22 protein-coding genes are annotated in these 23,938 nt (G+C 50.8%); 11 read left to right on the top strand and 11 right to left on the bottom strand.

Annotated elements, in window-relative coordinates:
• Positions 1-19 precede the first annotated feature (19 nt).
• Together JOY44_RS30370 and JOY44_RS30365 are read right to left on the bottom strand one after the other, a co-directional pair.
• Positions 20-1,114 (bottom strand): WD40 repeat domain-containing protein, encoded by a 1,095-nt coding sequence (locus tag JOY44_RS30370; RefSeq protein WP_171577084.1) that lies wholly within the window; start codon positions 1,112-1,114, stop codon positions 20-22.
• A complete protein-coding gene (locus tag JOY44_RS30365; protein WP_171577083.1) occupies positions 1,102-2,070 on the bottom strand; it encodes a CobW family GTP-binding protein in 969 nt (322 codons plus the stop codon). Before JOY44_RS30365 ends, JOY44_RS30370 begins: the two co-directional genes overlap by 13 nt.
• 554 nt (positions 2,071-2,624) lie before the next feature.
• On the opposite strand from JOY44_RS30365, the gene phnD reads away from it, so the two are divergent.
• The 5 genes from phnD to tnpA all read left to right on the top strand — a co-directional run bounded on the left by phnD (position 2,625) and on the right by tnpA (position 9,547).
• The gene (phnD, locus tag JOY44_RS30360) at positions 2,625-3,647 is read left to right on the top strand and encodes a phosphate/phosphite/phosphonate ABC transporter substrate-binding protein (RefSeq protein WP_242541962.1); all 1,023 of its coding nucleotides are present in this window, start codon (positions 2,625-2,627) and stop codon (positions 3,645-3,647) included.
• Positions 3,644-5,887: an ATP-binding protein gene (locus tag JOY44_RS30355; protein WP_171577081.1), complete on the top strand. Its 2,244-nt coding sequence runs from the start codon at positions 3,644-3,646 to the stop codon at positions 5,885-5,887. The genes phnD and JOY44_RS30355 overlap by 4 nt, the downstream gene beginning before the upstream one ends.
• A gap of 69 nt (positions 5,888-5,956) precedes the next feature.
• Positions 5,957-7,249, top strand: coding sequence for a sensor histidine kinase (locus JOY44_RS30350; RefSeq protein ID WP_171577080.1), 1,293 nt, complete (start codon positions 5,957-5,959; stop codon positions 7,247-7,249).
• Positions 7,250-8,752: 1,503 nt separating this feature from the next.
• Complete coding sequence (locus tag JOY44_RS30345; RefSeq protein ID WP_203032238.1) at positions 8,753-8,971, top strand: hypothetical protein; 219 nt, start codon at positions 8,753-8,755, stop codon at positions 8,969-8,971.
• A gap of 141 nt (positions 8,972-9,112) precedes the next feature.
• Positions 9,113-9,547 (top strand): IS200/IS605 family transposase, encoded by a 435-nt coding sequence (gene tnpA, locus JOY44_RS30340; RefSeq protein ID WP_171577121.1) that lies wholly within the window; start codon positions 9,113-9,115, stop codon positions 9,545-9,547.
• A 204-nt stretch (positions 9,548-9,751) separates the two neighbouring features.
• On the opposite strand, the gene JOY44_RS30335 is transcribed toward tnpA, so the two are convergent.
• Both JOY44_RS30335 and JOY44_RS30330 read right to left on the bottom strand, forming a co-directional pair.
• Positions 9,752-10,063, bottom strand: coding sequence for a hypothetical protein (locus JOY44_RS30335; RefSeq protein ID WP_171577078.1), 312 nt, complete (start codon positions 10,061-10,063; stop codon positions 9,752-9,754).
• Between the two features lie 131 nt (positions 10,064-10,194).
• Complete coding sequence (locus tag JOY44_RS30330) at positions 10,195-10,797, bottom strand: PEP-CTERM sorting domain-containing protein (RefSeq protein WP_171577077.1); 603 nt, start codon at positions 10,795-10,797, stop codon at positions 10,195-10,197.
• 645 nt (positions 10,798-11,442) lie between these two features.
• On the opposite strand from JOY44_RS30330, the gene JOY44_RS30325 reads away from it, so the two are divergent.
• Positions 11,443-12,021 (top strand): IS630 family transposase, encoded by a 579-nt coding sequence (locus JOY44_RS30325; protein ID WP_171577120.1) that lies wholly within the window; start codon positions 11,443-11,445, stop codon positions 12,019-12,021.
• A 378-nt stretch (positions 12,022-12,399) separates the two neighbouring features.
• Here the strand turns inward: JOY44_RS30325 and JOY44_RS30315 are convergent, their stop codons facing one another.
• On the bottom strand, positions 12,400-13,785 hold the full coding sequence (locus JOY44_RS30315; protein WP_242541960.1) for an LCP family protein: 1,386 nt from the start codon (positions 13,783-13,785) through the stop codon (positions 12,400-12,402).
• A gap of 266 nt (positions 13,786-14,051) precedes the next feature.
• Here JOY44_RS30315 and JOY44_RS30310 point away from each other — a divergent pair, with 266 nt between their 5' ends.
• The gene (locus tag JOY44_RS30310; protein ID WP_171577075.1) at positions 14,052-15,647 is read left to right on the top strand and encodes a TAXI family TRAP transporter solute-binding subunit; all 1,596 of its coding nucleotides are present in this window, start codon (positions 14,052-14,054) and stop codon (positions 15,645-15,647) included.
• A 41-nt stretch (positions 15,648-15,688) separates the two neighbouring features.
• On the opposite strand, the gene JOY44_RS30305 is transcribed toward JOY44_RS30310, so the two are convergent.
• From JOY44_RS30305 to JOY44_RS30285, 5 genes are all read right to left on the bottom strand, one after another.
• The gene (locus JOY44_RS30305; protein WP_171577074.1) at positions 15,689-17,029 is read right to left on the bottom strand and encodes a hemolysin family protein; all 1,341 of its coding nucleotides are present in this window, start codon (positions 17,027-17,029) and stop codon (positions 15,689-15,691) included.
• A gap of 247 nt (positions 17,030-17,276) precedes the next feature.
• Positions 17,277-17,522: a hypothetical protein gene (locus tag JOY44_RS30300; RefSeq protein WP_171577073.1), complete on the bottom strand. Its 246-nt coding sequence runs from the start codon at positions 17,520-17,522 to the stop codon at positions 17,277-17,279.
• A gap of 643 nt (positions 17,523-18,165) precedes the next feature.
• Positions 18,166-18,588 (bottom strand): CHAP domain-containing protein, encoded by a 423-nt coding sequence (locus tag JOY44_RS30295; protein WP_171577072.1) that lies wholly within the window; start codon positions 18,586-18,588, stop codon positions 18,166-18,168.
• Complete coding sequence (locus JOY44_RS30290; RefSeq protein ID WP_171577071.1) at positions 18,578-18,748, bottom strand: hypothetical protein; 171 nt, start codon at positions 18,746-18,748, stop codon at positions 18,578-18,580. Before JOY44_RS30290 ends, JOY44_RS30295 begins: the two co-directional genes overlap by 11 nt.
• Before the next feature lie 15 nt (positions 18,749-18,763).
• A complete protein-coding gene (locus JOY44_RS30285; RefSeq protein ID WP_171577070.1) occupies positions 18,764-19,297 on the bottom strand; it encodes a hypothetical protein in 534 nt (177 codons plus the stop codon).
• A gap of 464 nt (positions 19,298-19,761) precedes the next feature.
• Between JOY44_RS30285 and JOY44_RS30280 the strand changes: the two genes are divergently transcribed.
• From JOY44_RS30280 to JOY44_RS30265, 4 genes are all read left to right on the top strand, one after another.
• Positions 19,762-20,633 (top strand): IS630 family transposase gene (locus tag JOY44_RS30280; protein WP_242541959.1). Its coding sequence is split into 2 segments (ribosomal slippage): positions 19,762-20,082 and positions 20,085-20,633, totalling 870 coding nucleotides; the frame shifts between segments, so codons are not numbered across the junction.
• A 233-nt stretch (positions 20,634-20,866) separates the two neighbouring features.
• Positions 20,867-21,055, top strand: coding sequence for a ribbon-helix-helix domain-containing protein (locus tag JOY44_RS30275; protein WP_171577069.1), 189 nt, complete (start codon positions 20,867-20,869; stop codon positions 21,053-21,055).
• A gap of 15 nt (positions 21,056-21,070) precedes the next feature.
• On the top strand, positions 21,071-21,238 hold the full coding sequence (locus tag JOY44_RS30270) for a hypothetical protein (protein WP_171577068.1): 168 nt from the start codon (positions 21,071-21,073) through the stop codon (positions 21,236-21,238).
• A gap of 490 nt (positions 21,239-21,728) precedes the next feature.
• Positions 21,729-23,501: a hypothetical protein gene (locus JOY44_RS30265; protein ID WP_171577067.1), complete on the top strand. Its 1,773-nt coding sequence runs from the start codon at positions 21,729-21,731 to the stop codon at positions 23,499-23,501.
• Positions 23,502-23,596: 95 nt separating this feature from the next.
• Here the strand turns inward: JOY44_RS30265 and JOY44_RS30260 are convergent.
• Positions 23,597-23,938: DoxX family protein (locus JOY44_RS30260; RefSeq protein WP_171577066.1), on the bottom strand; the 342-nt coding region annotated here is incomplete at its 5' end.

Raw genomic sequence — 23,938 nt, 5'->3', positions numbered from 1 at the left:
GTATCAGCCAAGGCTGGCGCTAACGTTGTCCAAATCCCTGTCCACGTCCTAGCTTTGACCAAACTAATAGTTCCCCGTTCTGTCCACCGGCGGCAAGTTGCTTTCCTTTGGGGTGCCATGCAAGACAAGCAAACCCGTTGGATGCACCATTCAGCACTTGGGCTAGGCGCTGGGCTTTGTGCCACAGGCAGACCCAACCATCTGCCGCTGCTGAGGCAAGTAAGAGCGTGTCTGGCTGAAAGTGCATGGACTGGACAATACCTTCGTGTCCTGCTAACACACGACCTTCCCAACCTAATGCCTCATCTGCCTGCTTTTCCCAAACGACCAGCCCTTCAGCACTGGCAGAAGCCAGCAACGAGGCACCCACTTTAGTCGGCACATCTGACCAGGCGAGTTGACGTACCTTACCAGGAAAGCCGCGCATGACCCAGGGATGAGGGTTCTCCCACTCCAGCACGGTGATCGTCCGATCAAGGTTGCCAGAGGCTATGTATCTACCATCGGGCGACCAGGCGATCGCTACACTTGCAGAAGGAATCATCAACAGATACGGATCATCATCCCAGTCGTCCGCCGTCCAGATCTTCACACCTTGATAACCGCCAACAGACAGTCGTTTCCCATCTGGATGCCAGGTCAGATCCAGGGCAGAAGAGGTATCAAAAGCCAGGGTCGTGGCAACGTCGCCTAAGGCAGCATCCCAGACCTGCACATACTTTCCCAGGCTAAATGCCAATAAATCCTGGGTCGGACTCCATGCCATGTGATCAACCCAGGCAGACGGATTGCCCACGATAGCGATCAGTTCCGGTCGTTCTGATTGCATTCGCCAAAGCTTCACCTGCCCGCTTTGCCCTCCAGCCGCAAGCCATCGTCCGTCTTGAGACCAGGCAAGACAGTCCACCGATCGTCCGTCACCTTGCTGTAGAGACGTTTCTTGAAAGGCTCCCGCTTGATAAAGCACTACTTCACCCGCAGCCGAACTCGCTGCCATTTTGCCATCGAGTGACCAGGCGATAGCTGTCACATAGTCAGCTAGGGTTCCTTGCCAGTGCGGCTCGAATTCACCCTGCTTTTTTGTCTTCAGACCGCTTGCTCTTAAACCAGACATGCCCGAAAATCCTCTCTCAATTGGACTTCGTCCAGGTTGCGACCGATAAACACCAGTTCATTTTTACGCTCTCCCGCTTTCCAGGGACGGTCTGCTCTGCCATCAAAGAGCATATGCACGCCCTGGAACACAAAGCGCTGCTCTTCGCCTGAGATCGTCAGGATGCCTTTCATCCGAAAGATGTCCTGTCCTTGATTTCGCAACAGTTCACCAAGCCATGCGTTGAGCTTGTTGCCGTCTAACTCACCCGCTTCGACGATCGCCACCGAACCGACCGTTTCATCATGCTCGTGTGCCGTTTCACTCAAAAACTCCGGGTCGATTTCTAATGCCCGCTCCAGGTCAAAGGCACCGATGCCCAGTAGAGCATCCATTTCCAGTTCAGCGTTGCGGGTGCGGTAGATTTTGGCAAGGGCGTTCATGCCCCGAATCCGCCGCTCCAGTTCGTCTAAGACTTCTGGTGTTACCAAATCAGTTTTGTTGAGCAGCACTACGTCAGCGAAGGCAATCTGTTCCTGTGCTTCTTCCGCCTCCCAATGCTGCCAGATGTGTTTGGCATCCACCACCGTCACCACTGAATCAAGCTTGGTTTGCGCCTGCACATCCTCATCCATAAAGAAGGTCTGGATCACGGGAGCCGGATCAGCCAGCCCGGTGGTTTCAATCACCAGATGGTCAAACTTGTCTCGTCGCTTCATTAAGTTGCCAATGATCCGAATCAGGTCGCCTCTCACGGTGCAGCAGATGCAGCCATTATTCATCTCAAAGATTTCTTCATCCGCGTCGATCACCAACTGGTGATCAATGCCCACGTCTCCAAACTCATTGACGATCACCGCAACCTTTTTGCCGTGTTCGTGAGTCAGAATGCGATTCAGCAGAGTAGTTTTGCCTGCGCCTAAGTAGCCTGTGAGTAGGGTTACAGGGACGGAACTTGGAATGTCGGCAACAACCATACACTATGCCTCCAGTATAAGAATGAAAATCATTCTCATAATTATAGAAGAAAACTGGGATTCAGCGATCGCGATATTTCGCTTTAAGGTGAACCCTACCTGATTAGTGCTGATGTTGCCAGATGGCGATTTGTGAAAGCGATCGTACATCTACCCGTAACCGTGCCAAAGCTGAAAAGATGCGGAAAGATTCTGCCTATCCACCTTCAGCCGCGTACTATGCGGAAAGGTTCTACCTAGGCGCTAAATTTGGGGCTTTATGCCGAATCATTCTGCCTATCCACCCACTGTGGGATCTTAGGCGGAAGGTTTCAGCCTATTATAGCGTTTCCGGCTCCTGTGAGGTACAAACTAAAGGCTCAAACCCTTGCTCTCTATTATTCTGCCCGTACCTCATCCGACAGAAAACCGCTATAATAGTTATGCCGCCTTGAGTTATCGGTGGGGGCGTTGTTTGAAAGCGATCGCTGAATTGCAGTAGATATTGTGCTTCGAGTCGTCAATCTGGGAACACTCTCTGTTCATGGCCCCTTGAGACTCTGGCAAAGAGATTTATGAGCGCAACAAAGTCAACAATACGCTCTGCCCCTGAGAAAGTCGTACGCAACTCATTGGCGGCATTATTGGGACGACACGTTCTGACGCACAGGCTAACGCCACCGCCCTCCTCCAACCTCCACGAACTGGGATTAGCCCTGATCGGGATGGCACTTGTCCTCATTCCCGGATGCACCCCGCCACCGAACCCAACTGCCCAGGTTTCCACCCCGCCATCCGAGCAGCCTGTCCTGCGCATTAGTGTGCTGCCCACCCAAAACAAAGCCGAGCAAGAGCAGATGATTGCGCCACTGGATGCCCACCTGGAAAAAGTGTTGGGGCAGCGAGTCGAGTTCCTGATTGCCGCTAGCTACAAAGACAACGTCGATATGCTGGTGGATGGGCGAGCAAATGCCGCTTATACCGGAGCCGTCTCCTATTTTGAAGCCTTAGAGCGAGGGGCAAAGGTCGAACCCCTGGCTGCACCGATCGACCAATTCACCAACCGTCCCTGGTATCGTGCCTGCATCATTGTGGCGGCAAGCAGCCCCATCCAGACCTTAGCAGACCTGAGGGGCAAGCGCGTTGCCTTTGTTAGCCCTTCCTCCACATCGGGCTATCTCATGCCCTTGGCGGCGCTAAAGCAACTGGGCATTGACCCAGATCGTGATTTTGCAGCGGTGATTTTTGGTGGCACCCATGCCCAAACCGAAGCCCTGCTGGAGGACGGCAAAGTCGATGCCATTGCCACTAACATTCCCTCGTATAACAAGCGGCAAAGCCTGGGTCAGCTTACCCCTGGAAACTCCAGGGTGTTGTGGGAGTCTGCCCCGGTGCCCCATTCCCCCTTCCTGGTCGCTAGCAACCTGCCACCGGCACTGATTGAGAAACTCAAAGAAGCTTTTCTGACAGTGCCTCCTGGTTTACAAGATATTGTTGGCACCCAGGCTCAGGGCTATACCCTGGTGGAAGCTTCAGACTATGAGCCGATCCAACAATTGCGAATTCAACTGCGCCTGACGGCGGACACCTCGAAATGAAGATCTCAACGAAATTTATCGGCGTTTCGGCAATTTTAGTGGGGGCGATCGCGCTCATCTCTGGTGGCAGTACCCTGTGGCGCAATCAGACTGGGCAAACCGCCCTCGATCAATACACTCAGGCAAAGCACCGGATTGAGCTGGCAATCCAGGCAGAAAACCAGATCCGAAGGGAAATTGATCACACGAAGGATCAGGTGTTGCTCCAAAATCGCCAAACAGAAGAGCGGGCGGAGCGTACAGCATTGGTGCAGCTACTCGCCGAGTTAAAAACCTTGATGCCCTCTCCAGAACTTGACTATATCGGTCAGCGGCATGAGATTTTTGAGGCGATGGTAGACCAGTTGCAAGCATCAGCGAACCAGGCATCGCCCACCGCCCTAGCAGACAACCAGCAAGACTTCCGCGCCATCAACAGCTTTGGGCGGGATATGGACTTTTTTCTCAACAGGCTGATACAACAGTCTCGCCAACAGGCAGCGCAAGCAGAGCAGGAGTTGGCACGGGTGAGCGCGATCGCCAACGCCCTCTCTTACACCACCGTAATCTTTCTGGTGTTGATCGTGGTTGGTGAATTTTGGCTAATTCTGCGCCCGGTGATTCAATCCCTCAAACAGCTTCAGGAGGGAGCCACTGCGATTGGCACAGGCAACCTTTCCTACCGCCTGACTATCCGCACCCAGGACGAAATTGAGCAGGTGTCCCAGGCCTTTAACCAGATGGCAGGGCAATTGCGCGACTCCTTCGCCACCGTGGAAAACAGTAAGGCAGAACTTGAAGACCGGGTAGAACAACGCACGGCGGAACTGCAACAGGCAAAAGAAGCCGCCGAAGCCGCCAACCGCACCAAGAGCGAGTTTCTCGCCAACATGAACCACGAACTCCGCACCCCGCTCAACGGCATCCTAGGCTATGCCCAAATTCTCCAGCGCGACCCTGCCACCACCGCCAAACAGATGAAGGGCTTGGGCGTGATTCACCAGTGCGGTTCTCACCTGCTGACGCTGATCAACGACATTCTGGATCTGTCTAAATTGGAAGTCCAAAAAATGGATCTTTATCCCCAGGATTTCCACTTCGCTAACTTCCTGTCCTCCACGGTCGATATTTGCCGCGTCAAAGCAGACCAAAAAGGCGTGGAGTTTCACTATCAGCCCGCCAGCAACCTACCCACAGCCTTTCACGCGGACGACAAACGCCTACGACAAGTGTTGCTCAACCTGCTCAGCAATGCGGTCAAATTTACCGACTTTGGCACTGTTACATTTCGAGTAGAACCTGTGCAGACCTCCGGGGTTTTAGAAACCTCGGAGGTCTCAAGCTGCCGGGTTCGCTTCCAGATTAAAGACACGGGCATTGGGATTGCAACGGAAAAATTGGGCACGATTTTCTTGCCGTTTGAGCAAGCCAGCAAGCGCGATCGCAATAGCGAAGGGACGGGACTGGGACTGGCAATCAGTCAACAAATCATCCAGAAGATGGGCAGCGAAATTCAGGTTCAGAGTGTGTTGGGTCAGGGTAGCAGTTTCTGGTTTGAGGTAGACTTGCTGCCAGCATCCGATTGGACGATACAGAACGCGATCGCCAACCACAAAGTCATTGGTTATCAGGGCGAACGCCGCAAAATTCTCGTGATTGACGATCGCGAAGAAAACCGTCTGGTGGCAGTGAATATGCTAGAACCGCTGGGCTTTAAGCTGGCAGAAGCTGGAGACGGACAAACGGGGTTGGATCTGGCGCTGCAGATGCGCCCCGACTTGATTATTACAGATGTGGCAATGGCAGTCATGGATGGCTTAGAGATGACCCGTCGCCTGCGGCAACTCCCCGACTTTGCCACCACGCCGATCATCGCCTCCCCTGCCACTTTGTCTCAGGTGGATGTGCAGGAAAGTCTGGATGCAGGGTGCAACAGCTTTTTCCCAAAACCGATCGAGTTTACCGGGTTGCTCGCTGAATTGCAGCGCCACCTGGAGTTGCAGTGGATCTACGAAACCGAGGAGGTAACTCAACCCGCTGCCAGCCATGCCGAGCAAGTTGATCTGCTGGTGCCCCCTGCCGCTGAACTGGCAGCCCTCTATGCCGCTGCTCAGGGTGGTTTTATGACCGATATCCAGCAGGAAGCCAACCGCCTGAAGCAATTAGCGCCCGAATATGCTGCCTTTGCCAACCGAGTTCTAGAACTGAGTCAACAGTTTGATGACGAAGCCATTCTCCATCTGATCAAGCCAAGGGTTTAACCCGTTAACGTTAGCCCTTTGCATCACGATTGACTATTCCGTCCCTTTAATCCATTTAGGAGCTTCCTGATGTCAGTCGATTTAGTTTCTCAAGAGAACACGGTCTTAGTCGTAGACGATACCCCGACCAACCTGCAAGTCTTGTTCGATTTGTTGAGCGAACAGGGCTATCGGGTGGCGATCGCCAAAAATGGTGAAACCGCCTTGCAACGTCTACAATCCTATCTGCCCGATCTAATTTTGCTCGACGTGATGATGCCAGGAATTGACGGATTTGAAACCTGCCAGCACATCAAAGCTAACCCCATAACCTGCAACATTCCTGTCATGTTTATGACCGCCCTTTCGGATTCTGTGGATAAGGTCAAAGGGTTGAATTTGGGCGCAGTGGATTACATTACCAAACCGATTCAGCACGAAGAGGTGTTGGCACGCATTCGAGTTCATTTACAACTGCGAAATGCGAGCAGCGTGCTGGAACAGCGCACCGATGAACTGAACCAGGCATTAGAGCACCTGAAACAGTCCCAACTGCATCTAGTACAGGGTGAAAAAATGTCTGCCCTTGGCCAGTTGGTTGCCGGAATCGCCCACGAAATCAACAATCCGGTGAACTTCATCCACGGCAACCTGATGCATGTCAAAGAATACACGCAGGATCTGTTGGACTTTGTGCAACTGTACCAGCAGCACTATCCCAATCCGGTCGCAGAAATCCAGACCCGGGCAGAAGCACTCGATTTAGCATTTTTGCAAGACGATCTGGTCAAGATGCTCGATTCGATGAAAGTGGGTAGCGATCGCATTCGCCAATTGGTCCTCTCACTCCGTAACTTCTCCCGCCTGGATGAAGCCGACCTCAAACCTGCCAACATTCACGATGGCATCGATAGCACCCTGATGATCTTGCAACACCGCCTCAAAGCCAGACCCAACTTTCCCGCCATTCAAGTGATCAAAGACTACGGGCAATTACCAGAAGTTGAATGCTGCCCCAGCCAACTCAACCAGGTAGTCATGAATATTTTGAGTAATGCGATCGATGCCTTGGAAGAATCAGGCATCAGCGATCACCAACAACCGACCATTACCATCCGCACCTCCATCAGTCGTGCGAACTGGATCACGATTGGCATTGCCGATAATGGAGTCGGTATCCCAGAACCCATTCGCTCTAAACTGTTCGATCCGTTCTTCACCACCAAACCCGCTGGCAAAGGCACGGGCTTGGGGCTGTCGATCAGTCATCAAATCGTCACTGAGAAACACGGTGGCACGATCGAGTGTCATTCTACTTCAGGGCAGGGAACAGAGTTTGCAGTACAAATTCCAGTGCGACAGGCAATGGCTCAGGTTGCTTAAGAGAACTGTTGAGGACGGGGTGCTGATGATTTGAGGGGCGATTCTCTCCGAGACGGCAAAGCCGAACGGCGCTAAATCAACAAGTTCGACAGCATAATCGGGTAACAGGGAGGTTTTCCCTCCCCGTCCCCACAGCACCCCGCATGCGGCTCCGCACGGGGCGCTTCCTCGGAAAGGTTGAGACGATTCAATTCCAAAGAATTGATGTCCAAGGCTGGCTACACAATTAAGCGCCGACAAATTAGCTCCCCCATCCGGGTTCATCGCCACGTCGAGCTTTGCGACTCCTCCCTGCTCTCTGAAGTTCAGCCCTTCACCGTGTCTCATCCATTACGATAAGCGTTTGGCTACTATGGCATCTGCTGACTTCTGCTCAATCATGACTGGTGTTGCCACCATTCACGCTGCCTGTATTCCCGTAGGGTTCTGTGGGTTGTCGATTCGTTTCCAAATCGCCCTCAGTCAGGCTCCCATAGGTTCACAGACCGCCTCTTGAGCAGATCTCCCCAGATAAGAGCGTGAACTGTCCCTGCACAACCGCGTCATTTACTGTGTTCCCTGAACCAAAAGGCTTTGTGATGTTGTGCTCACTCGCCACAGGAATCTCAGCCTTCTATGACGTTTCTGTCCGTCAGCTCGCAGGTTTGCCTCCAGCTTCCTTCAGACCCTTCCTCACGGAAACGCCCTGGCCTTAAGCTAGTCGTTGTCGTCACTCGGATCTTTTCGATCATTTGGACGTTGGTTCTCCGACAGGGGACTTTCACCCCATAAGTTCTCGCCCATGCTGGGCGTACACAACCGCGCTGCACCGGAACCTACCAATATGGTCGGCTAAGTTGCAGAGGGTGTCTGCGTCCGGTGAGGACCAGCGGGCGCGTTTGAACAGAAAGTTACGGTTTTGACTGAAATCCTTCTCCTGCAATACTTTCATCTCCCATAAAGGCAACAGCTAGAAAAACGACCGTTTTCTTTGTGCCGAGCTTTTTGACGCTATGAGGTCTTTATCAGCACAAGAAAACTCATCAAGAAATCAAAATCAGGTTACATGGTCAGCTCTAAGTTTCCTGATACATCGAAACCGTAACTTTCTGCAAGGATGCGCCCGCTGGTCCATGATCAAACGATAAGTGTGAATCGGCACGCAGGATAGGGAGTTGAATGGGCCTTTTGCGGGAGGGGTAATGCTTAATGTTACGTCCCTCCGTTTTTGGGTGTTAACTTTTTAGGCGATTGCCTAGATCAAACCCAAATGAATCTATTCACATCATGCTTTTTGTACCGCAATAAACAGTTAAAAATTAAAGAATTTATAAGTTTTTAGAGAAAAGCTGCTTTTAATCTGACAGTCACTTTCAAAGTAAGTAAAGTCAATCTACCTTTAGAGTGAAAATACCTTGTTGGTAAGATTACGATACTCAACTGGATTTTTTACTTTCAATTGACCCAATAGAATTTGTTTAAGATAGAGTTAAGAAGATGGGATCTTCTAGTTCTAAGCCAGCCATGAGATTTAAACTGGGCGATAAGATGTATTACATTGGCTCAAATCAGATGATCCAACAGGACTATGGTAAGCAGGAGCTAACCATTTTTGCCGTAGATCCAAAGACTGGTTACGTAGCCTGTACTACAGCCCAAGGCCAGTGGTTGGTGGGAGTCAATCCGAGAGAGAGCCAACCTATTGAGAATCCGGTGCCCCAGGTAGCTCAGGAGGCAAGTTAAAGGAGAATGGTTATGGTTGGGCGGTTTATTGTTCCAGCACGCTAGTCAAAACTACCCACTTTAGTGGGAGGCTTTAGCTGCTACACAGTTCCCGGAGGTTCAGGTGGAATTGCAAAGATGGTAGCTTTGACAGAAACCATCATGGCAGAACAGCGACGGGGAAGTCACACGGTCACGCGGTTGACAGTCCATATCGTCTGGGTGACGAAGTACCGTTATGCAGTGCTCAAAGGCGAGATCCAAAAGCGATGCCGGGAACTGATTATCCAAGTGTGTGACGCAGAAGATGTGACAATCCTCAAAGGAGCGGTGAGTAAAGATCATGTGCATCTGCATCTTGAGTATCCGCCATCAAAATCGGTGAGTGACTTGGTGAAGCGGATGAAAGGGCGAAGTTCACGATTGTTGCAGCAGGAGTACCCAGAGTTGCAGAAGCGGTATTGGGGTAAGCATTTCTGGGCAATTGGGTATGGGGCATGGAGTACCGGGAATCTGAGTGAGCAGTTAGTGGAAGAGTATTTAGAGCATCATCGGAGTCCATCGAATCAGGAGCGCGATAACTTCTTACTTGAGTAGATTAACTTGGGCTTTTAGCCCTTTAGGAACCTATGCACTTTCAGTGCATAGTGGTTCAGTTCAATTGAAGTTGATTTACTGGATAACAGCTTAGCGGTACAAGCAGAAATTAGGGGTATCCTAGCACAGTGGCAGGCTTGTCTTTGCTGGATCGTTTCAGATGTAGATCCGAAACGAAAAAAATTGGTCGTTGATGCCGTGGTTTTAGAACGGAATTAACTGAATAGGTAATAGTTTGCGGAGTTTGCGGAGTTTGCGGAGCAGATGAGCCGCCTGGTGATCATAGAGGGAGAGTTCCATCAAACCGGGAGCATCTGAGTTTTCCGGCAAACGATCCATGAAGGCTCTGGCTTCGCTCAATTCGCATCCAGAGATATTTTCCAGGGTATTTCCAGCGTCATAGGTGGCTCCTGTATTCAAGGGCTTGAGTGCTTGCAACTGCCATTGTCGGGGCGGGGTAGGGATTCCCCATTCAATCTTTTGTAAGCTCTGAATCGCGGGCAAGAAGATCGTCACTGTTGCCGAAACCTTTTAAGGTCGCAAAAAGCTATAAAAATACCCCTAGTTGTTTACTAAGGGCAGCGAGTGGGTGTTTTTACATCGCTCGTGTCAGGGCGGACTTATAAAACACGATCGTGTCTCGTTGCTCAGGCGGCACTCTTGCGCTGTTGCCTACGGCGGACTGCTGCCATTCCAGCCCCGGCGAGTGCCAGTCCTGCCATGGTCGTGGGTTCAGGCACCGCTTCCGATGGACGCTCTGTGAGGCTGACTGAAATTGTATTATCTGTAGACGCGACTACACTGAATTTGTCAGCGTAGTCGGTTTCAATGGCTGGGCTGCCATCAGCACCGTAGTCAATAGCACCGAAAAACTGGTTGGCAAAAGATAAGCCTATGCTGTTGTAGAGAGAGCCGAACCTCTGTTGGAAAACGTCGGTTTGAAAAGCAGCCCGCACCAAAGACATGTTAGTGATGTCAGATTTTCCATAGGGTGTGCCCTCATGCGTGAAGCTGGCATCCAGCAAGCTGCTTAAAGTCCATGTTTGCTCCTGAAAACCGTCGTCAGGCAGTGAGAATTGACTATCCGGCGTATCATCCACCTGAATCCAACCCATGGTGGTGGTGGTGTCCGCCCACTGAATATTGAAGTCATAAAAACTAAGGGCTTGAGCTGCTTCTGCTGACAGCACACTCGCACCTAGCGTTAGTCCAGCCGCCACCGTCGCAAGCGAGGGAAGAAATCGAGTCATTGTAAGAGATCCTCTCAGGTAATAGTTATGTTCCTTTATTCAAGGAATACTAATAGCTACGGTACCGATTTCTTCTGGGTAACGCGTGTTCTCACTTACTCCTTCACGGGAACTTTACGGAAATTTCACGATAACTTCACTGAATCTACACGAGAGCTTCACTGAATCTACATCCTGTGAAGAACTGTATTGGCCGTCGCTGCTGATGTGTTTACGGATACGACTGCGCTCCCTGCAAAAAGCTGTCAGCGTGATTATTGGGTTCTTTTACGCAAAGGTACGTAAAGCGACATGGCGTAAGGCCAACATTCAGTCCTGCTTTCGCAGTTCCCGAATCCGCTCCGGCGGAAAATAGCGATAGAAAGCAGTTCTCCCGACTCTGAGGTGTCGATGACATCCCCGACAAACGGGTAGTTTACCGTGTCCTTGAGCATCGCCTCAGCCAAGCCGCCACCGACGAGCGCAAAGCGGAGATCCGGGCTGCCGTCGCCAACCACTCCGTCATCTCATGGGAGCATATCAATCTGCTCGGCGAGTACGACTTCTCCGATGAAAAGCTCCGGGATTCGGTCGGCATCCCACCCCCAAAAAACAGCCTGAAAGCGCAAGCTTAAAAAGGGGAAGGGAAACCCATGTAAACGGTGGATCTTAGCGCCTTTCCTCGCAGGGGCATGTCGCTTTACGTACCTTTGCGTCAAGGAACCCTACTTTGCACAAGATGAGAGTCACTTTGGGCTGCATACCCTGATTGGACGATTGATTACAGCGTTTGGGGTGAAACCCATTGGCTCATGGCAATGGATGTTCAAAGCATTTTGGCTGTATGGCGCGGTGGAACCTGCCACCGGAGAGTCCTTTTTCTGGCAATTGTCCCATGTCGATACCGAGTGCTATCAGTGGTTCTTGGACGAGTTCTCCAAGGCTTACCCACAGAGTCTTAACATCCTGCAAGTGGATAACGGACGGTTTCACAAAGGTAAAGCGTTGATTGTGCCAGAGAACGTCATCTTGGTGTTTCAACCGCCTTACTGCCCAGAGTTAAATCCTATTGAGAGGTTGTGGGAATATCTCAAGGCAGATCTCAAGTGGGCTGCGTTCAAAACTTTAGAGCAACTGCCAATCAAAGTTGATCAACTGCTGGCTGAGCTAACGCCGGACATAGTTGCTTCTGTCACAGGCTATCCATTTATCCTGGATGCCCTATCTGCCTTAAACACTGGTTAAATTGGTATCAGATGACCTTTTTGTGACAAACTCCATCCGCTTGCAGGCGGTAGCTGCGAGTCAAAATCGGTAATAATTGACGGGAAATGCGTCTTTGAATTTGTGAGTTTAACCCGTCGAGCCTGCACAAATCTGACAATTATTATGAGTTTGAGTGGGCTAGTGCCTGCTCTGACGGTTAAGGTTCCATACAGATTCACTGATGCCCCTGCTGTTGCAGCGACTTCAACACCTAGTAGCACAGCATCAGAGCCGCCTCAGAGCAACGCTAACGAGAAACCACTGAAGCCCGACTATGGTCAGGCGCTTATCCGGTTTTTAGGAATTTTTGGAGCTTTGGCTGTTGCCATGTGGGTGAATCGGCGCAGGAGGTGAGCTTCAGTCTCCTCTTCTCTGCTGAAGCCAATCTTTGCCAAGCTTAATGGTAATGTCTGATGCCAAGCTTCCCGTACTTTCCACGCGCACTTCCCCAACACCAAGGCTGTTTTTCAGCCTCTCTGCGCTTTGAGCATCGCCTGACTGCGCCACAATTTGTGATGTCTCCAGTGGTTCACTCCAGGGAACATCGACAGTGATGTTTGCATAGCCAGTTTTTTCCAAAGCAGCCACTAACTTTTGCACTGCATGACGTTGCCCGGTGCTATCTTGGATGGCAATGCTCAGGGTTGTAGGTGCATTTCCTTGAACGTTACCAATGCCAGTAGCAAAATACTGAGCAACCATAGTTTGAATGCGAGTTGGATCAGGCAACCAGTAGCTTGCTTGGTACTGGCTAGGACTACTGAAGCTTCCAGGCACCATGAGCATCTGCACACTGGCACGATCTGTTTGCTGGGCAAACCCAGTTAAAGCCAGAATTTCTTCAACGCTTAAATTAGTATCAACATAGGCTTGGATGGTTGACAGAATTTGGGGTAAGCGGGCGATCGTGCTCAGATTGAGCGTTTGTTCTTTCAGTGCCCGCATCACCATCTGTTGGCGTTGAATACGTCCGATATCGCCGTATTCGTCGTAGCGAAAGCGCAAGAGTTGCAATGCCTGATCGCCGTTGAGATGCTGCTTGCCAGCCTTCAAATTGATGTAGAGGTGCTGGCTGTCATCCTGGTATTTGATGTCTTTGGGGACATAGACGGTCACGCCACCCAGAGCGTCTATCAACGCCTGGACTCCTTGAACATTGATGCGAACATAGCGATCGATGCCGACCCCATCCAATAAATCACTTACCGCTTTAGCCGCTAAAGCAGGTCCGCCTTCGACATTCGCTTCGTTAATTTTGGTGACACCAAAGCCCTCAATGAGCGTGCGGGTATCACGAGGGATTGAGAGTACATTCAGCTTTTGGGTTTGCGGGTCAAACCGCAGCAACAACATCGTATCGGTCAGTCCGTCAAAAGAGTTGATGGTTGCCTGATAGCCTAGTTTCTTTGTATAAGCTGGAGGGTTTTTAACATCCGTTGAGAGGACTTTGACTCCTAGAACCAAAATATTTACCGAACGAGTGAGTTGCGGCAGGGCAAATTTTCGGTTGTCTGAAATAGCGCCTCCCTTGGCGAAAAGGGTTGCTCCTTTTGCATCTAACGTTGCTTGCATCAGAGGGGCGGCGGAAAACGCCATTGCTAACCAGCCTCCAGCCGTTGCGGAGAGCAAAGCCACTCCGGCTAACCCAAGCAACAGCCATCGCCTGCCCTGGTGAGACTTCTGTAACCGCTCAGAGCCTGAAGATATTTTCTTTTGACCGGAATTAAAAGGCTGGTGCGACAATGTTTCCTCACACACTTGTTTAAGACTGTTAACTTATACCTTATGCGCTGCCACACTCATACATTCATGCCCAATCGCCAAAAGCCGGATCATGACCCAGCGTTTACCTGAGATGATTAGGCCAGCAGGATTATAGCCCAGGGAAAGCTAGCGAATCATCCACTATTTGCACGAAGGAGCGACTTTACGAGAGGTCTCAAAGCGTAATGGATGGTCTGGGTGTTGGTCTTGAAATCACTTAATTATGGCGGCTGACAGGGGATTTGATGTTCCAGCAAGCTACTGCGTCCTTTGAAAAACGTTCATCAACTAATGTCCGGAGGCAATTTTCTCTGCTGGCCGATCGTCCTAAAACACTTGTCTTCGTTGCCACCAGTCTCATCGGTGGCTGTGGGGTTTTCCTGCTGAGTAGCTGTAGCACACAGCCAAACAGGGTCACGCTTTCCAGTGGCGTTGCTGGCGGGTTTTACGCTCGGTTGGGCGAACAGGTGCGTCAATCTGCCACTACCACTGTTGACTTAACGGTGCAAAACCTTGAATCAAAAGGGTCAGCACAAAACCTCCAGCGTTTGGTTGATCGCCAGGTAGACTTTGCTTTAGTGCAATTAGACATTGCTCAGAAACCAATGGAGCAGGGCAAGATTCAGGCGGTCGCCCTCTTGTCTAACGAAAGTGTGCATGTGATCGCCCACCGAGATTCTAGGTTACGAACGTTTGCCGATCTTCAGGGTCAGCGGGTGGCGATCGGTGCCCCTGGTAGCGGTATTCGCTTCACTGCCAACCAACTCATCCAGGCAAATGGGCTGAAGCTGCAAGCCGATGACTCCGGGTTTGACGCAGCCTTCCAGAAATTGCAGCGGCGGCAGGTAGAGGCGCTGATTTATGTGGGCAGTGTTGGAGCTAGCCAACGGCTGCGGCAGCAGTTAGCGATGACTCCCAATGTCACCATTCTGCCGCTCCAGCCTGAGTTGATCAATCATCTGATGGCGCAAGCGCCTGGTTCTTACCAGCCTGCAACCTTGCCCCTTGGTAGCTATACCGCCCGTCCGCCGATCCCTGATCGCGATGTGACAACCCTCTCGACGGCAACGGTGTTGGTCACGCGTCCCGATGTGAGCCAGCAAACGGTAGGGCTAGTCACCTGGGCGATTGTTGACACCGCCCGCACCTACTCCCCGTTCTATCCAGACCTGCAAAATGGCGAGGAAGCAACCTTGCTGCGAAAGGGGTTGTTCTACATTCACCCAGCGTCACAAGCGGTCTTCGAGCAGGGCGATCCGCGTGCAGCACTCATTCGCTACTGGGAAAACAATAGTGATCTCCAGGCGGGGGTGTTCATTGTGGGCACCAGCAGCCTTGTTGGGTTTCTGTTTCAACGGTGGCGCAAGGCGCGATCGAAGAAGCTAGTGACCACCACGACTAGCCGGATCAATGAACTGCAAATGCTGCTGACAGATGATCCTGAACAAGCCTTGCGGGGTATTGAAGAATTGCGCCAGGAGCATCGCCTGCGGTTTATTGATGGTGCCGTTACCAGCGATATTTATGAGCAACTCCAACAAAAAACGCAAACGTTTGCCGAGCAATGCCGCAACCTGTTGGAAAAACAGCGCAAGCAGTTTGTGATGGATACCCTGTTGCTGCTAGACGAATGGCAGGCAACGCTCCAAACCGATCCAGCTACTGCAATGCAAAAGTTAAGCCAGATTAAGCAGCAGTACCGGGATATGTTGCTGGCAAATCAGGTTGATCTTGAAGCGTATGTTGAACTGATGGAGTTGACGCTGATGTCGGTGATGACGCTGGTGCCTCAGGGGACTCGCGATCGAAATTACTCTACCTCACCAAGGTGCGATCACTAAAAACAAAAGACCAGACCGATCATCAGGAGCCGGCTGCGGCTTCAAGTGTCTGAGTCTAGCTGGTTTACGGCTGCTGCCGCCTCTGAAGCAAGCGGCGTGATCAAAACCTTATCGACCCGCGTCCCGTCCATGTCTACGACTTCAAACCGGAAGCCCACCGCATCAAAGTGATTGCCTGATGTTGGAATGCGTCCCAGCATGGCAATGATAAAGCCGCCCAGGGTGTGGTAGTGCCCCTCTGCTTCGTTGGGTAAGGTTTCCCGCTCTAAAAGATCCTTCAGCGCATCGCTCGATAACAAGCCATCTAGGAACCAGGAACCGTCTTCCCGCTGCACAATTTGGGGTTCATTAATCTCTTCGGCAGACGGCAACTCGCCCACGATCGCCTCAATCAGATCATCGATGGTCACCATGCCTTCAATGCCACCATATTCATCGATCACGAGGGCAGCGTGTGTTCCCGTCTCTTGAAAGGTCTCCAGGACGTTGAGCGCCCGCGACCCTTCAGGAATATAAAGCGGCGGCTGTAGCAGACGCTGTAAGTCAGCGGGTTCTCCCACCATGTAAGTAGACAAAATATCTTTCATGCGGACAATGCCCAGACAGTCATCCAGGCTGTCTCGCGCCACTGGGTAGTGGGAGTGAGGCTGTTCCTGAATCTCGCGCTGATTCTCTTCCCAGGGAGCCGCAATATCTAACCACGCGATCGCAGTGCGGGGAGTCATGAGTGACTTAATAGAGCGATCTCCAAGCCGAAAGACCCGCGACACCATTTCCTGCTCAGATTCCTCAAACGTACCTGCCTGAGTGCCTTGCTCAATCAGCACCTTGATTTCTTCCTCTGTAATGGCAGGTTCGTTAGATGCCTGAATCCCCAGCAGCTTTAGCAAACTATCGGTTGAAACACTGAGCAGTTTGACCACCGGAGCCGTGATGATTGCTAGCAAACGCATCGGTCCGGCAATATTGCAGGCGATTTGTTCTGGATTGTTTAAGGCAATCCGTTTCGGCAACAGTTCACCGATTACCAGAGACAGATAGGTAATGATGGACACCACAACCAGGAGGCTCAGGGTTTCGCTATAAGCAGCCAACCAAGTGATGGACTTGAAGAAGTCTCCTAACCGCGTGGATAGGGTTGCACCACCCAAAGCGCCGCTGAGAATACCGATCAGTGTAATCCCAATTTGAACGGCAGACAGAAAATCGTTAGGGGAATTCGCTAACTTGAGTGCTAACCGCGCTTTTTTATTGCCTCGGTTGGCTAACTGCTCCAACCGGACTTTGCGGGCAGAAACCACGGCAATCTCCGAGCCTGAGAAGATCCCGTTGGCAATGGTCAGCAGCAGAATCAGAACAATTTCAAAGGCGATCGAGGACATAGTTCGGTATTTGTAAACTCTGTGGATCAGATGAATGGTTTAAGCATAGAACCTGCTTTACTGGGAAATTGATCAGTTAAGCGGCGACTTGAGTCCTTGACCAATAAAGTCATCTAATGTTTTATGGGGTTTCGCTGAGAAGACCGCTCGATTAGATTACTCGATCGCAGGCTGACTGTATCGAAAGTATCCCCTGTGATGTGGTGAACTTTGACTGAGGCTTGCCAGTGAAGGTTCCGGCTTAAGTCTAGTCTGACGGCTGCTCAATCCAAAGAACCAGAGAAGGATTTAAGCTGAAGTGATTGACGATTAGAGTGGCGAGAGACTGAGAAAAATTTGCAACCGAGGTGCCTGTTAAAAGGCTGCTATCTGAAACGATCACAACGGTTGACTCTGGGTGTGGTTGAAAGATACGAACTCGGCAGAGCGTTTCCCACGGTCCGTAACCTATACCAAATTCTCGGTAACGATAAGTCTGATCAACCACTAACACGGTATATTTCCTCTCTACTAACAATGTCCATGAAAATGGTGGGAGTCAGAGTAGCGATGGGCGTGACGCATGGCTCTGTGTTGATGCGGATGCGTGTGAAAGTCCATCACTAGAATACCGGGATGATGTTCGTGCTGGTGATCTTCGTTGTGCTGATGTTCATGCTCGTGCCAGGTGCTCTCGTGTTCATGCTCCTGCTCTCTGGGTAAAAGAGTTAATTGAACGATCTCCAACAGCATGAAACCGATTCTCACCAAAATTGCTAATCAGTCAGGCGACTCATCAGTTTTACTACTAGCCCTATAGAGCTTGAATAGTTGCGAAACGAGCAATGAGTCAACGATGAGATAGGGCTTTGGAGTCCTTAAAGCCCGCAAGATTACGCTTGTAGTATAAGATTCTGGAATTGATCAGTCCAAAAAAAGTCCAACCCATCTGTAGTATGGGTTTTCCATCTTTAATAAAACTGATCAATGGTTGTCTGCTAACTTCCAACTTGCTTCGTTTCATTTGCAAGGTTGTGGGGAGCTTGATGGCGACGACGGTAGCGAAATGGTAGTTTCATAGGGTGAATCCTTGTGTGGGTTTGCTTTTTTGTAGGGGGCGATCGCGTTGCCGTCCAAAGTTTCGAGATCGCTCTCTCTTAGTTTTTTGCCCAGTAGGTAACGGCTTGGTTGAGATAGCGTTCATCGCGCTCCATAGCGACGTTGGAGCATCCAGCATCGAATTGATTGCCGCCTGAGTTGGCAGAGTTGATGAGGGGCACTCCATCAAAATCAACTGATTGAATGATGGCAACATGCCCGGTATTGCCTGTCATCCCTGACGTACCGGGTGGGATTCGAGCGACCGCCCCAGCTTTCGGCTGGGAAACTTGCTGGTAGCCAGCGGCGATCAGGTGGTCTGTAAATTCCCCGGTGTACTCGCTCAGATCGGGTACTTGGGGATTTTTGCGATGGACGTATTCGGCACAGTTACAGAATTTAGGCGATGGTTCTGGTTGGATGGGATGGGCGATCGCGATGCACCCGGCAATCATTAGAGCTACTGCGAAATCAAGATCCATAGTTTTCCTCCAGTAACTCAGCAAAGATTTGTTTGGCTCTTTCGTAGTCAGGGTCTGCGTCGGTTTCGATAATCAAAGTGGTCACGCGATCAAATAAAGGGAGCTGGTCATGGGATGACGGCGGCGCTGGTTTCGGTGGTTTGATCTTGGGTCGCTTCATGGGGTTTGTACGAAACTACATCGGCAAGCAACCGAGAGCAGACGAGGCGGCGATCGCGGGGTACTCTACCGAATCAGCAAATCGTGAAAAGCAATCACTGAGGGAATCTAGGGTTCGGATTGTTGGTTCTTGTTTTGATTCCGCATCCTTTAGCCCTAACTTTTCAGCCGTGAGAGCCATTACTTCACTTTGAAATGTGGCAGGCGAGTAAAGGTAGGCAAGGGTATCACTCACCTGCTCTATAGCGTTGGTTCTGTCGCTGGCAATCTTATCGATGGATGATTGAATCCCTGCTAACTGCTGCTGAGTGCGAACGGCTAAGGTTGCTTTGTCCTGCACGGTGGATTGATGGGCGGCGTTGGCTGTTTGGGCGTGGCGATCGCTTTTGCCAACTTCACCAGATTTGAACTGATTGATGATGACTTTTGCTTGTTCATCGGTGTAGTTGGCATCGTCGTTAGTAGGCAGTTCTAGAGCAGAGATCGCCCGTCTTAACTGAGCGTCAGTTACGGACTTAGAAAGCATTTGCCTGATCTGATTGCGTTTCATCGGTCGATTTTCCTAAATAGGGTTGGCTAGATATTAGGTAGGTTGGATGCTTTTCCACCTTGCGAATAATGGCAGCAAAGAAGCATTAATCGTCTCGCGTCCAATTCGCTGTATCGGTGTTTTGGACTGATCGATAGCTGATCAACCCAGCGATAAAAAGTAGGAACTGACAGCGGGGGACGGCTGAATTTTCTCCTATCCCTCATATGTCACTCTAGTTAAAGTAAAATCCAGGCAAAACGCTGAACGTCTTTCACCGACTGCTGTCTGGTATATACGCTTCATTGTCAAATGTTTTGAAATATCGGAAATAAGCTACATATGCTAAGACTCAAGCCGTATAGAAGCTTCAGCATTTTTGACTAAATTTGCTTTTCTGAAAGTGATTCAAGAGGGCTATAGCAGTCGAGGGTTTAGTTGAGACATAATTATAGAGACATCTTTACTCACTCTCCCCTCCGGCCATGCCTAGTCCCTACAGCGATGACCTGCGTCAAAAAGTGCTCGATGCCATTGACAGTGGATACCGTAAAAGTCACATCAGTCGCCTGTTTAACCTCAGCCGTAACACCATCGACTTATGGCTCAAACGACGGGAGGAAAGCGGGTCACTCAGTGCCATTTGCGATTACCAACGGGGACCTCAAGGCAAGATCGCTGACTTAGAGCAGTTTCGAGCTTTTGCAACTGAGCATGGACATTTGACACAGAAGGGGATGGCAGCACAGTGGCATGAACCGATTAGTGACTATGCCATCAGCAAAGCGCTGAGGCGGATTGGTTTCACCCGCAAAAAAAGAGTTATGGGTATCAAGAGCGGGATGCAGCGCAGCGGCAAGCCTTCCTCGCTCAATTGCAAGCGTACTCAGCAGAGCAGCTCGTTTACGTAGACGAAGCAGGGGTGGATGACACCGAAGACTATGCCTATGGCTGGTGTGCTCAATCTGAGCAGTTTGAAGCGTTGAAGTTAGGGCACCGCACCCAACGCATTAGCATGATCGCTGCTTGGTGTAATCGTCAAGTGGTGGCCCCGCTGACCTTCACAGGCTACTGCGATACCACGTTGGTGGAGACCTGGGTGCAGCAGTGTCTGGTGGGGCAACTAAAGCCAGGGCAAGTCGTCGTGATGGATAATGCCAGCTTTCACAAATCAACGTTGATTCGCGAGTTGATTGAGCAAGCCGGCTGTACACTCCTATTTTTGCCGCCTTATTCTCCAGACTTGAACAAGATCGAAAAGTTTTGGGCGCGTCTCAAGCATTACCTTCGCAAGACGTTGAATCAGTTTCAGAACCTTTGGGATGCGGTCGATAATGCCTTCAGACAATTGTCCTAACCTTCCCCTCGACTGCTATAGCCGTTGAAAGCATAAGAATGAGTTCGTCGCGGCTATACTCCCTTAACAAAGTGGTTTCAGTCGTTTTCATGTTCTTATACGATTCTCACAAGAATCTTATCGAGTTCTAAAAAGCATGTTAGCATCTAATTGCAATCTGAAAAGATTCTATTAAGATGTTTTTAGCGTCTTCTCAGATGAAGCGTGTAGGATCGTTTTGTAGGAGAATTGGTATGACCCCAGTGAGCAAGCGCTTTACAATCACCGTGCCCGATTCGGTCTATGAAGACTTAGAACACTGGTCAGATCAGCAAGGCAGACCAGCGGCTAATTTAGCTGCTTTTCTGGTTGAAGTAGGAATATTGGCAGCTAAAGAGCGGGGGGAGATTCAACCAAAAAAACCTGATAGCAAGGGCAAGTAAGGATAGCGATCGCTGATGACCACCCAAGTCCTACAAACACCCCAACCGAAACGAGCCATAGTGATTCACAACGTCAGTTGTGAGCAGCTTGAAGAAATCGATTCTTCTCTGGAAGATGTTTCAGGGCTAAAACTGATTGACCTGGATGGAACGCTTGATGATGCGATACCCCAATCAGCCTGATGCGGTGACTGAGTTTTTAGAGGCGATTCACCAGCAGTTGTAGAAGAGGCAGGGGTAAAGCCATCCAAAACACTGTTTTGCCAAAAAGTTTCTCGAAAAGTGCGACATTTTCCCAGATCTGCGGTTAGATCAGACATGCTCTCTACAGCCAAAGCCGCAGCGGAGCCAACCAGTTTTCCCGTTTGAAAACCCCAGGAGGTCAGCCCGTGACATAGAAAACCCTTTAAAAGTCAGAACCCCCACTGCGGCAAACAGAAGGGGTGAAAGACTTGATTTAGTTCTGGATAGGATTCGGAGACTCTAACTGCGCCGACGAAAGCAAATGTTAGGTCATCCAGCTTTGCTATGCCAATTTTAGTAGCAATTTGTCAAAAGGTGCAACATCTTTGACGAATTGTTCAACTTCTTGCATAGCTTCCTATCTCTTGTTGTTCCAACATAGGGAGTTCATCATGCATCGAAGATTTTGTGACTATTGGGAGGGCAGACCATGACTCTGCCTCTCATCCCCTCATTCAAGGGGTTTGGAGCTAAACTCCAACCCAAACGTTCCCATCCAAGTCCTCAATTTCAGTCAGTAGCGGAAGGGGAAGATGCCTTCCTTGCGCTGTTTTCCCATCGCCACGACTACATCTGGGCAGAGCATCCTCAGCCCACCACCAAGCCAGAGTGGCAGACCGAGAGCCGTCACCCGCTCTCAGATCGTCTCGTTCTTCAAGGTAGCTCTCTCTACGGGGTGCGCTTTGGACCGAAAACCAATTACTTGCTGTTCGATATTGACAGCGGCAGTCTTTACCATCCTCGGCGTGACCCGTTTGCGATTGCGCGTTTGGTCGCGGCTCTTGAAGTGCTGGGACTGGTAAGCTACATCGCCGTGACCAGTTCCTACAGTGGGGGTCTGCATCTCTACTTTCCGTTTGAACGGGTGCAGAAGTCGTATGAACTCGCGGGGGCGGTGCAAGCGCTATTGGAGAACGCGGGCTTTGTGTTCTCTCCGGGACAGCTGGAACTGTTCCCCAATGATCGCGGATTTGTCGATGGCAAGCCGACGCTGTATGCGGCGCATCGACTGCCGCTTCAGTTGGGTTCTTATCTACTCAATCACGATTGGGAAACAATCTTTAGCACTCCAGCGGAGTTTGTTCACCAGTGGCAGTTTTGTCTACGGCGCAACCCGGTCACGTCTAGAGCGTTGAAACAGGTGCTGAAGGCGGCAAAGCGGCGGCGCTTTAGTCTATCGGGCAAGGTGGACAAGTTCTTGAATGACCTGAATGCGGAGATTGAACCGGGCTGGAGTGGGACGGGGCAAACCAATCGCATTCTGGGACGGATTGCTTTAAGAACGTATATCTTTGCCAAGATTCTCTATGGCCATTGCCTGGAGGGTAAGGCGCTGGTGGAGAAGATGGTGGAGATTGCAACAGCACTGCCCGGCTATCGGGACCATTGCCAGCATCAGCATGAGATCCGGCATCGTGTCGAAGAGTGGGCACAGTCGGTTGAAACCACGACTCGCTATTTCCCTTACAAGGGGCGGAGGGCTAAACCGAATCGGTCTTCTAAGCCAGCAGAGACTCCAAGCTGGCACGAGCAGCAGTTAGAGGATGCACGGGGGCGGATTAGCCGGGCGATCGCGCTCATGCTGGAGTCGAATGCTCTATCGATTGGGGCGACGGCGAGGTTTAGAGCTTTAACGGAAGGTGGCATCGGTGGGGCGACGCTCTATAGACATAAGGATTTATGGCATCCCGAATACTTGATGCCTGTGGACTTCGGCGTGAGGAGTTCGGCTGAGGCTCACTCGAAGTCCACTCAGTCGAACGATACCCCCCCGCACCCCCCAGGTTTGAACATTGAGCGCGAAGAGGACGCGCCAAAGTGTCCAAGCTTATTAGCGCTCAAGTCCAGTAATACGCCATCTGGTAAGCATTTGAGCGGTGCGAGAGACGTGAATGTTCAGGCAATAAGTAGTAATACTCAAGCGAAGGGGACGGGGGTTGAGTTTGTGAAGCAGAAATTGGCTGAAGTGGAACAGGTGCAGGCGTATCAACGTGCGGCTCAATTGGAGCTTTGGCAGCAGTATGAGCAGAAGGGGGGGCAGGTTACTCATCCTTCTCCGGCTCGTGTGGATAAGATGCGGCGATGGTTGGAGTCAGGGGACGCAATTTTGGTGGCGGAGGCGGAAGTGTTTTTTAGCCTAATGCAGACGACCTTAAGGGGTGGTGAGAGCGGGTTGGAGGATGGCCACAATTCGCATGATTAAGTGTCCATCCTAAACTTTTCTGTCATTCCAAAGTCGCGCAAAACCGCCTTCCTATGGTCTAAAAGCGTCCATCAGAGACTTCTAGCTTAACCCTATTACTGCTTTCTCAAAGTTTCAGCCTCAGCACCGACTGAATTGAAAGCTCGCTCCAGACGCATGACTTGCTTAGCTTTTGCCGATAGAGCGTTAGAGTCCAGCCAGTGCAGAATCAAAGCGTCCGTTGAAAATAAACCAGGTCCATTGACTGTGAAAAACAGGAAACAAGCTGCATAGACCGCAGACAGCTCAAGGTAAGGAATACTCAGACCCGCAACTAGAATGTGATGATACATCGCGACACACATCGTGCCAAACAACCCAAAAGCCGCAGGACGGGCTAAAAAACCAATTGCCAGCAATGGTGCACCAATCAGCTCTGTGTAGGCTGCGACGTAGCT

The organism is Leptolyngbya sp. Cla-17 (assembly GCF_016807185.1).
Taxonomy (GTDB): Bacteria; Cyanobacteriota; Cyanobacteriia; order Leptolyngbyales; family Leptolyngbyaceae; genus ULC077BIN1.
Note: the sequence above shows the minus strand (reverse complement) of the source record. Positions and strands in the feature narration are given on the sequence as shown.

Excerpts from the sequence above, each read along its gene's own strand:
- JOY44_RS30295 (WP_171577072.1), bottom strand. The coding sequence starts at position 18,588 with ATGGATCTTGATTTCGCAGTAGCTCTAATGATTGCCGGGTGCATCGCG.
- JOY44_RS30310 (WP_171577075.1), top strand. The coding sequence starts at position 14,052 with ATGTTCCAGCAAGCTACTGCGTCCTTTGAAAAACGTTCATCAACTAAT.
- phnD (WP_242541962.1), top strand. The coding sequence starts at position 2,625 with ATGAGCGCAACAAAGTCAACAATACGCTCTGCCCCTGAGAAAGTCGTA.
- JOY44_RS30290 (WP_171577071.1), bottom strand. The coding sequence starts at position 18,748 with ATGAAGCGACCCAAGATCAAACCACCGAAACCAGCGCCGCCGTCATCC.
- JOY44_RS30270 (WP_171577068.1), top strand. The coding sequence starts at position 21,071 with ATGACCACCCAAGTCCTACAAACACCCCAACCGAAACGAGCCATAGTG.
- JOY44_RS30285 (WP_171577070.1), bottom strand. The coding sequence starts at position 19,297 with ATGAAACGCAATCAGATCAGGCAAATGCTTTCTAAGTCCGTAACTGAC.
- tnpA (WP_171577121.1), top strand. The coding sequence starts at position 9,113 with ATGGCAGAACAGCGACGGGGAAGTCACACGGTCACGCGGTTGACAGTC.
- JOY44_RS30330 (WP_171577077.1), bottom strand. The coding sequence starts at position 10,797 with ATGACTCGATTTCTTCCCTCGCTTGCGACGGTGGCGGCTGGACTAACG.
- JOY44_RS30370 (WP_171577084.1), bottom strand. The coding sequence starts at position 1,114 with ATGTCTGGTTTAAGAGCAAGCGGTCTGAAGACAAAAAAGCAGGGTGAA.
- JOY44_RS30350 (WP_171577080.1), top strand. The coding sequence starts at position 5,957 with ATGTCAGTCGATTTAGTTTCTCAAGAGAACACGGTCTTAGTCGTAGAC.
- JOY44_RS30265 (WP_171577067.1), top strand. The coding sequence starts at position 21,729 with ATGACTCTGCCTCTCATCCCCTCATTCAAGGGGTTTGGAGCTAAACTC.
- JOY44_RS30345 (WP_203032238.1), top strand. The coding sequence starts at position 8,753 with ATGAGATTTAAACTGGGCGATAAGATGTATTACATTGGCTCAAATCAG.
- JOY44_RS30275 (WP_171577069.1), top strand. The coding sequence starts at position 20,867 with ATGACCCCAGTGAGCAAGCGCTTTACAATCACCGTGCCCGATTCGGTC.
- JOY44_RS30355 (WP_171577081.1), top strand. The coding sequence starts at position 3,644 with ATGAAGATCTCAACGAAATTTATCGGCGTTTCGGCAATTTTAGTGGGG.
- JOY44_RS30305 (WP_171577074.1), bottom strand. The coding sequence starts at position 17,029 with ATGTCCTCGATCGCCTTTGAAATTGTTCTGATTCTGCTGCTGACCATT.
- JOY44_RS30365 (WP_171577083.1), bottom strand. The coding sequence starts at position 2,070 with ATGGTTGTTGCCGACATTCCAAGTTCCGTCCCTGTAACCCTACTCACA.